General features: G+C 56.6%; 10 protein-coding genes. 3 read left to right on the top strand and 7 right to left on the bottom strand.

What is annotated here, in order from left to right; genetic code table 11:
• Positions 1-4: 4 nt before the first annotated feature.
• The 7 genes from yhdP to csrD form a co-directional block, all read right to left on the bottom strand.
• Complete coding sequence (yhdP, locus tag ACW9E7_RS18170; protein WP_458728183.1) at positions 5-3,808, bottom strand: AsmA2 domain-containing protein YhdP; 3,804 nt, start codon at positions 3,806-3,808, stop codon at positions 5-7.
• A 40-nt stretch (positions 3,809-3,848) separates the two neighbouring features.
• A complete protein-coding gene (rng, locus tag ACW9E7_RS18175) occupies positions 3,849-5,318 on the bottom strand; it encodes a ribonuclease G (protein WP_111964993.1) in 1,470 nt (489 codons plus the stop codon).
• Entirely contained in the window at positions 5,308-5,901 is a 594-nt protein-coding gene (locus tag ACW9E7_RS18180) for a Maf family protein (RefSeq protein ID WP_111964994.1), read from the bottom strand. The genes rng and ACW9E7_RS18180 overlap by 11 nt, the downstream gene beginning before the upstream one ends.
• A gap of 9 nt (positions 5,902-5,910) precedes the next feature.
• A complete protein-coding gene (gene mreD / locus ACW9E7_RS18185) occupies positions 5,911-6,399 on the bottom strand; it encodes a rod shape-determining protein MreD (protein WP_023309399.1) in 489 nt (162 codons plus the stop codon).
• Entirely contained in the window at positions 6,399-7,415 is a 1,017-nt protein-coding gene (gene mreC / locus ACW9E7_RS18190; protein ID WP_023309400.1) for a rod shape-determining protein MreC, read from the bottom strand. The genes mreD and mreC overlap by 1 nt, the downstream gene beginning before the upstream one ends.
• Before the next feature lie 62 nt (positions 7,416-7,477).
• Positions 7,478-8,521, bottom strand: coding sequence for a rod shape-determining protein MreB (mreB, locus tag ACW9E7_RS18195; protein WP_000913396.1), 1,044 nt, complete (start codon positions 8,519-8,521; stop codon positions 7,478-7,480).
• 282 nt (positions 8,522-8,803) lie between these two features.
• A complete protein-coding gene (csrD, locus tag ACW9E7_RS18200; RefSeq protein WP_458728184.1) occupies positions 8,804-10,744 on the bottom strand; it encodes an RNase E specificity factor CsrD in 1,941 nt (646 codons plus the stop codon).
• 183 nt (positions 10,745-10,927) lie between these two features.
• Between csrD and acuI the strand changes: the two genes are divergently transcribed.
• From acuI to msrQ, 3 genes are all read left to right on the top strand, one after another.
• Positions 10,928-11,902 carry an acrylyl-CoA reductase (NADPH) gene (gene acuI / locus ACW9E7_RS18205; RefSeq protein ID WP_115876371.1) on the top strand — a complete coding sequence of 325 codons (975 nt, stop codon included), beginning with the start codon at positions 10,928-10,930 and terminating at the stop codon, positions 11,900-11,902.
• 77 nt (positions 11,903-11,979) lie between these two features.
• Complete coding sequence (msrP, locus tag ACW9E7_RS18210) at positions 11,980-12,981, top strand: protein-methionine-sulfoxide reductase catalytic subunit MsrP (protein WP_248228435.1); 1,002 nt, start codon at positions 11,980-11,982, stop codon at positions 12,979-12,981.
• The gene (msrQ, locus tag ACW9E7_RS18215; RefSeq protein WP_111964998.1) at positions 12,982-13,581 is read left to right on the top strand and encodes a protein-methionine-sulfoxide reductase heme-binding subunit MsrQ; all 600 of its coding nucleotides are present in this window, start codon (positions 12,982-12,984) and stop codon (positions 13,579-13,581) included.
• Positions 13,582-13,612: the final 31 nt, after the last annotated feature.

Consider the following 13,612-nt stretch of genomic DNA (forward strand, 5'->3'; position numbering starts at 1 on the left):
CAAATCATTGCTGTGCATCTTTGCGCGGCTGGCGCAGCACCTCGTTAATCTGCGGTTTATCGACCGGACCGGTAATGCGGTAGCGCAGAATGGAGACCTTGCTCCACAGCGGACCCAGCACTTTGCTGGCGGCAAACACCGCCGCACCGACAATCGGGTTCACCACAAAGGCCGCCGCAACGCCCACGCTCGCGGAAATTTCCGGTGCCACCACGGCTTCCATATCCAGTTCGCGGCGCACGAGGTTGACCGAGCCTTTCATGGCGATATCCGCTTCCAGGCCATCCACCAGCGTATCGTCCGTATGCAGAACGCCGTCCTTAATCCATGCCGTACTGCGGATGGAATCGTAGTAGAAACCTTCGCTGAACGTATCGCTGAAATCGAAGCGCAGCTTGCGCAGCAGCGCATCAAAACTCAGCAGGCGCAGGATCTGCCCGGCGCGCCCCGTGCTCACGTCGGCTATCTCACCTTTACCAAAGCGGGTTTTCAGAATGCCGTTCAGCGAGGCCTCATCGGGCTTCCACGGAGCGTCGCGCCAGTGAAGATCGTAATTAACATCAAATGACGAACCGCGCAGCGGCGTGCTGATACCAAAGAAATTGGCTGCCGCATCCAGCTTGTTGCCTTTGATGTCGCCCTTGAGGGACGTTCGCTGCTCGCCCGGGTTATTCACCCACTCCCCTGCGGCCGTCATGCGGCCAAAGCCGGTATCAACCAGGCCACCGGAGAGCGTAAGCGTGTTGGCCTGAATAGTGAAATCACCGTCAATACGGCCATATTTCTGCCCCCACAGCCAGCACTCAGCGCAGCGCAGCTGGAGATCGGGCCAGCCGCTAAAATCGACGCGGGAGGCATTACTCAGCGGAGACGCTTCCGCCGGTTTATCTTTCCCGCTCGTGGCGCTTGCCGGGTTGTAGTAGAGATAGCGAATCGCCGCCTGCCATGGCGCGTGATTGCGCATGGTCAAAGTACCGTTGATCTCTCTGCCCTGGGCCTCTACCTTCGTGCCGTTAGCGCCAGGCTGCGAGACGATGCTCAGGTTGTTCCACTGCTGCCCGCCCAGCATCAGCGAAGGCGTACGTACGGTAATGGTTTGCGGGAACTGGGCGGTTTCATCAACGTTTTGCCCAACGCCTTTCTGGAACAGCGCCAGCCACTCTGCACCGTCCATCGGTGGGAGATTCAGCTCAACGCCCGTCTGCTCCGGCAGCGGCGGCGTGGAGCGGCTATCCGTAGTCCAGATGGCTTTGTCGAGGGTGAGCTTGCGGTTAAGCAACCAGCGGCTGTTGAAGTGGTTTGTCCCGCCCGCGCTGCCGGTCAGTGCGAAGCTGTTCAGGTTGCCATCGACGTTCAGCTTTACCGGCAGCGGCTGTCCGGCCTGTTTATCCAGCGGCGCTGGCAGCTGGCTTCGAATATTCTTCAGGTCACCCGTGATGTCGACCTTATACTGGGCTCCCGCGTGATAAGGCAGGTCGATTGCCACTTTACCCTGCCAGGCGACCGCGCCATCCACTGACGCCTCAATGAGCTTCGGCAGGACGTCCATACGCCCTGGCTGCCAGTTGCCGTCCAGATTGACGGCCACCTGATACGCCTTTTCACCCTCTGTGGTCGTGAAGTCGATATTCACGGGCTGATTAAACCAGCTGGCAGTAAGCGGCTCGCTCCTCAGGTTACCGTTTTCAAAGCTGAACTGCCCGCTGAGATTTTTCAGCGTGCTCTCAAGGGGTTTGATGAACAGGCTGTTGTTTTTCAGGCGGACATCACCTTTGGCGGTGGTCATCTCTCCGTCCAGCGGGATATCAAGATGTAAGCGAGCATTCACATCGCCATCAAGCTGGAGCTGCTGAAGCGTCGCGGCCAGCGACTCTTTCAGCGGCGTCTCCTCAAAGTACGGTCCCACCGCCTTGCCGGGACCGTTGATCTCGGCATCAATCAGCAGCTTCTCTTTGGAGTAATCCGGGATGTTGGCCGTCAGGTTGCTGGCCGTCACGCCGCCCAGCGCCACGCTGTCGGACTTCATCCAGAGTCCGTCATTGAGGAAATTAAGTTCGATATCCAGGTTTTTCAGCGCGGGCCAGCCCGGCTGGAACGCGAAGGTTGCGTCATGCAGCGGGACCAGAACCTGGAACTGACCTTCATTGTGTTTGTACGGGAACAGATGGGGATTACCGCCGTAGACCAGCGTGGCATTATCCGCCTGACCGCCCTGAATCGCGCCGCTGAGATAGTCTACCAGCGCTTTCCCCATCAGGTTTTCCGGGAAATAGCGCCAGGCCTGGGAGCCATCATCGGTACTGATCCCGGCCAGAATCCCCAGCCATGGCTCATCGCCTTCAGGCTGCAGATAGCGGAAATCGCCGCGCGCGTGCACCGCTTTCGCTTTGACGTCGATATGCCGACCATCGAGCTGGAAACCCTTATCGTTACGGAGCCAGTTAAGCACTGCGTTGCCCTGTTCGATTTCCAGCGGCGCGCGGAAGACCGTCTCGTAAGGCATTTTGGCGTCGTGCATATCAACCGTCAGCCTGCCGTTCTCCACGCTGCCTTCCAGCTTGCCGCTAAAGTGCTCCGCACCCGGCAGCAGCTTCCACTGCTTCCAGGCAAGATCTTTCCATGTCGCCTGGAAACGGGTTTTTTCCGTCGCCTGAAGCGGAATATCCAGCGCCAGAGAATCAATCTTTCCGCTCGGCTGCGTAGCCAGCCAGATCTCGCCCAGGTCAGGAGAGAGCTTAGCCGCCATCGATCGCAGCCCTTCAATGGCGGCCAAATCCAGGTTGCTGGCGCGGATGCGCAGCTCGTCGCTGCGTTTACTGGCGGTGCCGCCAACGTCCTGCTCCGGCATCCAGGCCAGCGTCAGCGCACCGCGCGGCCACGGCTTGCCGTCCATCGTGATGCGCGTATCGGGAATGGCAAACTGCCAGCCCTCTTTCTCCTGCGTCACGTGCGCGGTGAGGTTATCGACGGAAAGCTGATGCTGTTGTTTTTCGCCTTTCCAGCTCGCGCCCCCCTGCTTGAGCCAGATATCACCGCTGGCAAATTCGCCTTTCGTCAGGGTCAACCAGCCCTCAAGGCTGAAGCGGGCCGTTTCCAGCTGCATGTTTTGCTGGAGCCAGTCGCCAAGCCACGGCTTGACGTCCACATCGTCGGCCTGAAGCCAGACTTTGCCGTTATTTAACAGGCCGTCATCGTCGCGCAGATCCATACGCACCTGCATCACGCCGTGCTGGCCGTTCAGGCTCGAGAGATTGACCTGCCCCTCGGCGCGGTGCCGATCCTTACCGTTAAGCCAGGTAAGCTGCGGGATCGCCAGCTCGGCGCGCTGCCCGGAAAGGGTAATAAAGCTCACTTCGCTGTCGCGCAGATCGAAATGATCGAACTGGCGGAGGAAAAGATCGCTGAAGCGGTTAGCTTCAAGACCCTGACCGCTATCGCCGCCAGACAGCGGCGTATTGGTCAGAAACTGGAGCTGATAAAAGGTGAGATCGCGAAACTGCCAGCGCAGATGCAGCAGGCTTTGCCAGACGTCCAGCGCCAGGGTCACGCGTTTGATTTTCAGGTAGCCGCCATCTTTCAGGCTGGCGTTGATATCCCGGACATCAAGCGTCGGGCCAAAATTCTGCCAGTTAGCGCTAACCTGGCTTACGTTCACCGGCACGCCGGTGGTGGATTCGATTTTCGCCAGCAGCTGCGGACGCCAGCTGTCCAGATGCGGTAAAACGAGGCGTAGCCCGCTCACGAGCAACGCGACAATCACGACCAGCGTTGCCCCTGTAAGCAATAAAATCCCCGGCAATCGCCTCACGCATCTCTCCTTGTCAGCTTCGTCACGCAGCGTACTGCGCTTACATCATCACGACGTCAAACTGCTCCTGGTTATAGAGCGGTTCAATTTGTACTTTTACCTGTTTGCCGACAAAGATTTCCACTTCCGCCAGCGCGTGCGACTCTTCGCCTTTCAGCGCTTCAGCCACCGCAGGGGAAGCATAGACCAGAAAACGATCGGAGTCGTAGGCATGATGAACACGGACGATTTCACGCATAATTTCGTAGCAGACGGTCTCAACCGTCTTTACCGTTCCGCGTCCATGGCAGGTTGGGCATTCATTGCACAGCACATGCTCCACGCTCTCGCGGGTACGCTTACGCGTCATTTCCACCAGCCCCAGCTGCGAGAAGCCGTTAATGCTGGTTTTCACGCGGTCTTTGCTCAGCGCCTGCTCAAGCGAGTGCAGCACGCGGCGACGGTGGTCTTCATTACTCATATCGATGAAGTCGATGATGATAATGCCGCCCAGATTGCGCAGACGAAGCTGGCGCGCAATTGCCTGCGTGGCTTCGATATTGGTGTTGAAGATGGTGTCATCCAGGTTGCGATGGCCGACAAAAGCGCCGGTGTTGATATCGACGGTAGTCATCGCTTCAGTCTGATCGATGATCAGATAGCCGCCTGACTTCAGCTCGACCTTACGCTCCAGGGCACGCTGGATCTCGTTTTCGACATCATAGAGATCGAAGATCGGCTGACGCCCGGTGTAGTGCTCCAGCAGGCCAGGCATCTCAGGGATATATTCGGCGGTAAACTCGAGCAGGGCCTCGTACGTCAGACGAGAGTCCACGCGAATGCGGTCGAGCTGCGCGTCGGCAAAATCACGCAGAACGCGCTGCGCCAGCGCCAGCTCACCATAGAGCTGATAGCGGGTCTGGTTACGTTTTTTACGCTCCATCACTTTTGTCCAGACGCGCTTCAGGTAAGCCGCATCCGACGCCAGGTCTTCCTCGCTGATCCCTTCCGCGGCGGTACGGATGATAAATCCGCCCTGTTCATCGCAGTAGGCGCTGACCACTTTCTTCAGACGCTCGCGCTCGGTTTCACTCTCAATACGCTGCGAAACGCCCACGTGCGACGCGCCGGGCATAAAGACCAGATAGCGGGAAGGTAAGGTGATGTCGGTGGTCAGACGGGCGCCTTTGGTACCGAGGGGATCTTTCACCACCTGCACCATCAGATCCTGTCCCTGACGCACCAGTTCAGAAATGTCGCGCACGGCAAACTGCTTTTGCTCTTCGCCCGCGACGCACTCGGTGTGCGGCATGATATCGGAGGCATGTAAAAATGCCGCCTTATCGAGTCCAATATCTACAAAAGCCGCCTGCATACCCGGTAGTACACGACTGACACGACCTTTGTAGATATTGCCTACTATTCCGCGCCGCGCTTCACGCTCAATATGAATTTCCTGAAGAATGCCACCATCAATATAGGCCACACGGGTTTCCGAGGGCGTTACGTTTACCAACAATTCAGCCGTCATAATTATCCCTTCCCTCACGCAGTGAGTTAAAATTGCTCAGCAACTCATACGTTTCCACCAGCGGTAAGCCGACTACGGCGTGATAGCTGCCATGAATCTTCCTGACAAAACAGCCACCCAGCCCCTGAATACCGTATGCACCTGCTTTATCCATCGGTTCACCGCTGGCAATATAAGCGGCGATGTCGTCGTCGGTAAGTACTCTGAAGGTCACTTCCGTCACCACCAGGCAGTCCAGCACATGCTGGCTGTCAGCCAGCGCGACGGCCGTCATCACCTGATGCGTTTGTCCGGACAGCTTGCGCAGCATGCGCGCTGCATGATCGGCGTCGTGCGGTTTCTCCAGCACTTCACCGTTCAGGATAACGATGGTATCTGCCCCCAGCACGGGAAGATCGCGTGGCACACTGGCCACGCCCGCCTGCGCTTTCTCCCGCGCCAGACGTGACACGTACTGTTGAGCACTTTCGCCCTCAGCACGTTTTTCTTCAATGCCGGTCACGATGCGTTCAAAAGAGACCCCTAGCTGCGTCAGGAGTTCCTGACGGCGCGGGGAGCCGGAAGCGAGATACAAAGACGTCATAGAAACCTTTTATTGCACAGCAAACTGCTGGCGAACCTTACGCATCAGCAGGAATAGCCATGGCCAGAGCACACCGTTTACTACACTACTCCAGAACACTTCCGGTCGGAAAGAGACGTTGATCACTAAAAACTCTGCCCAGAAAACAACGATATCCGCAGCGAGCGACAATAGCATCACCACCAGGGCCTGTTGCCAGAGCGCAAGGTTACGAAAGAGCTGGAATTTGAGTGCGACGAGGTACGCAATAATGCTCATGGACAAGGCGCGTACGCCAAGCGTTGAGCCGCTAATGAGATCCAGTATGGCACCCATCACAAAACCTGTGCCGACATTTACGCGATGCGGCAGGGCAAGGATCCAGTAGAGTAAAATGAGCAATACCCAGTTTGGCCGGAAAACGAGAATGTCATCCGGCCAGGGCATAACCTGCAGTAACAGTGCAATAAGAAACGAGAGCCAGATGACCCAGCGTCCCTGGCTACGATAGCTTGCCACTACTGCCCTCCCGAAGAGAGTTTAGGCGGTGGCGGCGCATCCGGCAGCGGCTGCGTTAACCCGGTTGCCGGCGCCGGGACTGGCGCAGGCGGCCCCATGGAATCCGCAGGCGGAAGAACCTGCGGCATCATCTGCATCAGGCGCTCGTTTGCTACGCGATGGACCTCTTCAGGCGTCATCGGGTTAGCCCCGTTACGATCGGCACCCCACAGCAGCAGCAGATAGCGCAGACGCTGCAGACCAGCAGTTGGACGCGCCTGAATCACGGTATAGGCACGCTGGGTATCCAGCTTGACCGAAGAGACCACCGCAACCGGATAGCCTTCAGGGAAGCGTCCACCCAGACCAGACGTCACCAGCACGTCGCCTACGCGGATATCCGTGTTAGCCGGCAGGTGTTCCAGCTGCAGGTCGTCCGTACAGCCGTTACCGGCCGCGATCACGCGGATGTCGTTGCGCAGGACCTGGATCGGCAGCGCATGCGTGGCATCGCAAATCAGCAGCACGCGGCTGGTCAGTTTAGCCACGGCAACAACCTGGCCTACTACGCCTTTATCGCTGATAACTGGCTGGCCTTCATACACCCCGTTCACGCTGCCTTTGTCGATCACAACCTGATCGCTGTAGGGGTCGTTCACGGTGGAGATCACCTGCGTGACCATTTTCTGCTCATCCTGACGCAGCGGCGAGCCGAGCAGTTCACGCAGACGCGCGTTCTCCTGCTTGTATTGCCCCAGCATCAGCAGTTCGCTGTTTTTCAGCAACAGTTCCTGACGTAATGCCCGGTTTTCGAGTTCGAGTTGGTCACGCGAAGACAGCGTTTGAGAAACGGAGTCAAGCAGTTCACGGGGACCATTTGAAACAAAGTAGAAAGGACTGACGGCGGTATCCATGTACGTTCTGATCTGGCTGAACGTACCGAGGCGGCTATCGGCAATAATGACCCCAAGCGCAACCAGAACCGCCAGAATGAGGCGAAACTGTAGCGATGGGCCACGGCTAAAAATTGGCTTCATAGGCTATGCGTATTCTCGCGTCAGAGAGAAAGGGTAGCAAATTGCTACCCTCTCAAACTCGACTACTCTTCGCTGAACAAATCGCCGCCGTGCATGTCGATCATTTCCAGCGCCTTGCCACCACCACGGGCGACGCAAGTCAGTGGATCTTCTGCAACTACGACAGGAATACCTGTCTCTTCCATTAACAGGCGGTCGAGGTTACGCAGCAGCGCACCACCACCGGTCAGAACCATACCGCGCTCGGAGATATCGGACGCCAGCTCTGGTGGACACTGTTCCAGCGCGACCATTACCGCGCTCACGATGCCCGTCAGTGGTTCCTGCAGTGCTTCCAGAATTTCGTTGGAGTTCAGGGTGAAACCGCGTGGAACACCCTCAGCCAGGTTACGGCCACGTACTTCGATCTCACGCACTTCATCGCCCGGATACGCAGAGCCGATTTCATGTTTGATACGCTCTGCGGTGGCTTCACCGATCAGAGAGCCGTAGTTACGGCGCACATAATTAATGATGGCTTCGTCGAAGCGGTCACCACCGATACGTACGGAAGAGGAGTACACCACGCCGTTCAGAGAGATAACGGCCACTTCAGTGGTACCACCACCGATATCCACCACCATGGAACCGGTCGCTTCAGACACAGGCAGACCTGCACCGATTGCCGCCGCCATTGGCTCTTCAATCAGGAACACTTCACGCGCACCTGCACCCTGGGCAGATTCACGGATTGCGCGACGTTCTACCTGGGTTGCGCCAACCGGCACACACACCAGAACACGCGGGCTTGGACGCATGAAGCTGTTGCTGTGAACCTGCTTGATAAAGTGCTGAAGCATTTTTTCAGTCACGAAGAAGTCGGCGATAACGCCGTCTTTCATTGGGCGGATAGCGGCAATGTTGCCTGGGGTACGACCCAGCATCTGCTTCGCGTCATGACCCACTGCGGCCACGCTTTTTGGCGAGCCTGCACGATCCTGACGAATGGCCACAACGGAAGGCTCATTCAATACGATGCCTTGTCCTTTTACATAAATAAGGGTATTCGCGGTACCCAGGTCAATGGACAGGTCATTGGAAAACATGCCACGAAATTTTTTCAACATACTAAGGGATAATCCTGAAAGCTGGGGCGGAAAACAAAATCCGCTTACTTTACCAACCACACGCAGCAGCGACAAGGCGCAAAAATCATCTGCAACGGTGAAAATTTATGCAGTACGTTTCCTGATGTTACAAAATCATCCCCTGACTCCTTCAGGGCTGAGTAAACAGTTGCGTTCCCCACTGACGTTTGTAACCCATTAAAGGTCGTTCACTGGCTTTTTGCTCGACATACTCAAAGCTACAGGCGCGATATTCTACGTGAAAACAGCGTAAACGGCAGGTCAAACAGAGTATCTTTGCAAATATTTTTTCACGTTGGTGTCAAGCGGTTGAGAGGCAGCAAAAAAATCCCCCTGACCACCCATCACGCCGCGCGCTGTTAACATCTGCCATTCGCTTCTGGAGCGCACGCCCGTGGCAAACACTTGTGTTCGCGTTCCCTTGCATGCTTCTACCAGACTCTGTACCAGAAGCTGGTTTTCCGTACGCTTCTCGATATTCCTTACCAGCCCCGGATGTAGCTTTAATAACTCCACATCCAGTTCCTTGATCCAGTTGGTACTGACCAGCGTTAAACCAGCCTGCGTCACCGCTACACGCGCACCGAGCGCATTGATCAAACGTACCACCGGACGTAACCGGCTGATGTGTTGACCTACATCGGCCTCAGCAAGTTCAAAAATAATGTGTTTGCGCTGTGATTTTTCGCATTGCATTAATGTATCACGTAGCCAGCGCTGAAAACGTGGGCGTATTAGCGACTCAACGGTGACCTGTAACGCCAGGTTTTCTTCAGGCCAGAAGGATAAAAACGGAATCAGCCGGGTAATTTGCTGGCGGTCATACTCTTCGGACAGCCCAAATTGCAGCACCATCGGCAGATATTCCGCAGAGATGACCTCTTCGGTACCGTCAAAAATACGACACATCAGCTCTCGGTGATGAACATTGCCGTTTTTCATGACCGCGGGTTTTTGATAAATACGCGGTCCGCCGCGGCTCAGCATTTGCTCAATCAAAGTACGCCAGCGCACGTTACCGCGCCCTTTTTCCGGCAGCGAGTCATCATACACCGCCCATCCGTTCGCCCCCTGTAAGACAGCGTTGCGGGTAGCGGCTTCCGCATGTTCCATTACCTGTTCTGTCGATTGTCCGCCACGCCAGGCGCAGATCCCCATATGGACCATATCATCCCTGTCGAGCATTTTGCTCTGCGGCAGCGCATCCACCGCCTTCAGCAGCTGGCTGGCGATGCTTTCCGACTCCTTCAGCGTACGGTGCGGCAGTAACACGGCAAAGTCACTGCGGTGATAGCGGGCCAGTAATGCGCCCGGGTAGCGCATAATAAAGGTGGAGAGCAGGTTGATTAGCGTAAAGAGATTTTCTTCCGCGGCCCGCTGTCCCCATGTGTCGCGGAGGAGATCAAAATCGGGCAGGCGAATCATCATCACTACCCCATGTGTCCCCACTTTTTCTGAATCGTCGAGCAGCGTGGCCAGCTGATTATCAAAGAAAAGACGATTGTTAAGGCCAGTTTTATTATCCTGCGCAGCATAAGAGCGGATCAGCGTATCCATACGGCTGCGCTGGTCGCTGGCAAACTGGACTTCGGAGAGCAAGGTATCCAGCGCGCTGCTGGCGCGTGAAGGCCATTCATGAACCGAACCGCGCACCTGCGGGCCGCGTTCACCGTTCAGGATACGTACGGAGCGCATCTCCAGCAGCTCCTGGCCGGAGAGCTGGCGGCGCAGCCAGCGGACCGCGAGAAAGATCTGCAGGACGATAAACGCCACCGCGACGGTGAGCGGCGCGGTGGTCATCATGGATCGGAAATAGCTGGCCATCGGATCGAGATAGACCATGCGTATGGTCATCCCTGGATTTTTGAGGGAATGCACCGTCACTTCCCGATACTGGCTCACCACGCCCGCAGGCCGATAACTCCCCGGCCGTTCATGGCTTAAAACACGATGCTTTCCCTGCTGAATGTCGATCTGAACAATATCAACAGGTACCATCAACTCATCAAGCTCACTGGTGAGCGCTGGTAGCGGCGTCGTTAGCAGACGCGTATCAATCACCGACGCGACAGACTGTACCCGGTTGACCAGTTTGTCCTGAATGGCGTTGTAAAAGCTCAGAGAGCAGCCCAGAAGGGTGACAAAAATGGTAAGCCCCGTCAGCAAGGTGATAAAAGCTGAGAACTTCGTCGTTAATCGCATCCTTGAGATTACTCCGTGGGTTGATGGGGGTAGCGAGTAAGCGCTAACTTGCATTTCAAATGCGGCATACTACCAAATCGGGTGTATCTGGCAATTTATTGCGTTAAATCGGCACCGCGTTTCCCTGAGCGAGTATAGTCTTCAGAAATTATTTTCCAATCATATGAGTTGAGAGGACCCCGTATGCAGGCTTTGATCTTAGAACAGCAGGACGGCAAAACGCTTGCCTCAGTGCAGCCGGTAGAAGAGAGCCGCCTGCCGGAAGGCGAAGTAACCGTCGACATCGACTGGTCCAGTTTAAATTATAAAGATGCGCTGGCTATTACAGGTAAGGGTAAAATCATCCGAAATTTCCCTATGGTGCCTGGTATTGATTTCGCGGGCCGGGTTCATACCAGCGAGGATCCGCGCTTCCATCCGGGCCAGCAGGTGCTGCTCACCGGCTGGGGCGTGGGTGAAAATCACTGGGGTGGGCTGGCCACGCAGGCGCGCGTGAAGGGCGACTGGCTGGTGCCGATGCCGAAAGGCATGGATGGACGCAAGGCGATGATCGTCGGTACGGCAGGCTTTACCGCCATGCTGTGCGTGATGGCGCTGGAAGATGCGGGTATCCGCCCTGAGTCGGGTGACATTGTCGTCACCGGCGCCAGCGGCGGCGTGGGCAGCACGGCTGTCACGCTGCTCCACAAGCTAGGCTATCAGGTCGCTGCGGTTTCCGGCCGTGAAAGCACCCATGACTATCTGCGCCAGCTCGGTGCAAACCGCATTCTCAGCCGTGACGAATTCGCTGAAACCCGTCCGCTGGAAAAACAGGTCTGGGCAGGGGCTGTGGATACCGTAGGTGATAAGGTGCTGGCCAAAATCCTGGCTCAGATGAACTACGGCGGCTGCGTGGCAGCCTGCGGTCTGGCGGGCGGATTTGCCCTGCCAACCACCGTGATGCCGTTTATTCTGCGTAACGTCCGCCTGCAGGGCGTGGATTCCGTGATGACACCTGCGGCTCGTCGCCATGAAGCCTGGGAACGGCTGGTGCGCGATCTGCCGGAATCTTTCTATACCCAGAGCGCGACGGAGATAAACCTGAGCCAGGCGCCGGAATACGCCTCTAAGATCATGGATAACCAGTTCCACGGTCGCGCGCTGGTGAAAATCGCCTAATCTTCAAATTTTCGTGACATATTCGCGCGAATCCCTCTCCTCCGTCATGCTTAGAAAAACGCATGACGGAGGATGCCATGAAAAACCGAAAACTGACGGAAGCCGACGTAACGTCTGAGTCTGTCTTTATGTTACAGCGCCGCCAGATCCTGAAAATGCTTGGCATCAGCGCCACTGCCCTGACGCTCTCTCCAGCGGCACACGCCGACCTGCTCGACTGGTTTAAAGGCAACGATCGGCCAAAGGCTCCATCCGGCGCCCCGCTCACCTTTACGAAACCGGCCGAATGGCAAAACAAGCTGACGCTCACGCCGGAAGATAAAGTTACCGGCTATAACAACTTCTACGAATTTGGTCTCGATAAGGCCGATCCTGCCGCCAACGCGGGGAGCCTCAAAACCGATCCGTGGACGCTGAAGATTGATGGCGAAGTGGCGAAACCCCTGACGCTGGACCACCACGATCTCACCACCCGTTTCCCGCTCGAAGAGCGTATATATCGCATGCGCTGCGTGGAAGCCTGGTCGATGGTTGTGCCCTGGGTCGGCTTCCCGCTGCATAAATTGCTGGCGATGGTTGAGCCCACCAGCAATGCAAAATATGTCGCCTTCCAGACTCGCTATGCGCCGGACGAAATGCCCGGGCAGAAAGATCGGTTTATCGGCGGCGGGCTTGATTATCCGTATGTAGAAGGGTTACGTCTCGACGAAGCTATGCACCCCCTCACCCTGCTGACCGTCGGCGTTTACGGTAAGGCGCTTCCGCCGCAGAACGGTGCCCCCATCCGTTTAACCGTACCGTGGAAATATGGCTTCAAAGGGATTAAATCTATCGTCAGCATTAAGCTTACCCGTGAGCGGCCGCCAACCACCTGGAATCTGGCGGCCCCGGACGAATACGGTTTCTTCGCCAACGTGAACCCGCATGTGGATCATCCGCGCTGGTCGCAAGCGACCGAGCGGTTTATTGGTTCCGGCGGTGCGCTGGACGTGAAGCGCCAGCCGACGCTGCTGTTTAACGGTTATGCGGATGAAGTGGCCTCGCTTTATCGTGGTCTCAACTTACGGGAGAACTTCTGAGTGCGTCTAACGGCAAAACAGATTACCTGGCTGAAAGTGCTTCTGCACCTGGCCGGGGTACTTCCTTTTATTTGGCTGTTCTGGGCCGCCAGCCAGGGGCTCTTTAGCGCAGACCCGGCCAAGGATATCCAGCATTTTACCGGTCGGATGGCTCTGAAATTTTTGCTGGCCACCTTGCTCGTCTCGCCGCTGGCGCGCTACGCTAAACAGCCCTTATTGATACGCACCCGTCGGCTGTTAGGGCTATGGTGTTTTGCCTGGGCAACGCTGCACCTTACCAGCTATGCCCTGCTGGAACTGGGAATTAACAATCTGGCGCTGCTTGGCCGCGAACTGGTGACACGCCCTTATCTGACGCTGGGCATCGTGAGCTGGGTGGTTTTACTGGCGTTAGCGCTAACCTCCACGCAATATGCACAGCGAAAACTGGGCAGGCGCTGGCAGCTGCTGCACAACTTCGTCTATCTTGTCGCGATCCTCGCTCCCATTCATTACCTGTGGTCGGTGAAGATCCTCTCCCCGCAGCCGGTCCTGTACGCACTGGCCGCCGTGGCGCTTTTAGCATGGCGTTACAAGAAGTTCCGTCAGTGGTTGCGATAGTTCGCGAAACTGTGCGTTTTCCCGCAGATTA

This window comes from Enterobacter sp. H2G27, assembly GCF_054403075.1.

Excerpts from the sequence above, each read along its gene's own strand:
- rng (WP_111964993.1), bottom strand. The coding sequence starts at position 5,318 with ATGACGGCTGAATTGTTGGTAAACGTAACGCCCTCGGAAACCCGTGTG.
- ACW9E7_RS18180 (WP_111964994.1), bottom strand. The coding sequence starts at position 5,901 with ATGACGTCTTTGTATCTCGCTTCCGGCTCCCCGCGCCGTCAGGAACTC.
- mreC (WP_023309400.1), bottom strand. The coding sequence starts at position 7,415 with ATGAAGCCAATTTTTAGCCGTGGCCCATCGCTACAGTTTCGCCTCATT.
- mreB (WP_000913396.1), bottom strand. The coding sequence starts at position 8,521 with ATGTTGAAAAAATTTCGTGGCATGTTTTCCAATGACCTGTCCATTGAC.
- csrD (WP_458728184.1), bottom strand. The coding sequence starts at position 10,744 with ATGCGATTAACGACGAAGTTCTCAGCTTTTATCACCTTGCTGACGGGG.
- acuI (WP_115876371.1), top strand. The coding sequence starts at position 10,928 with ATGCAGGCTTTGATCTTAGAACAGCAGGACGGCAAAACGCTTGCCTCA.
- msrP (WP_248228435.1), top strand. The coding sequence starts at position 11,980 with ATGAAAAACCGAAAACTGACGGAAGCCGACGTAACGTCTGAGTCTGTC.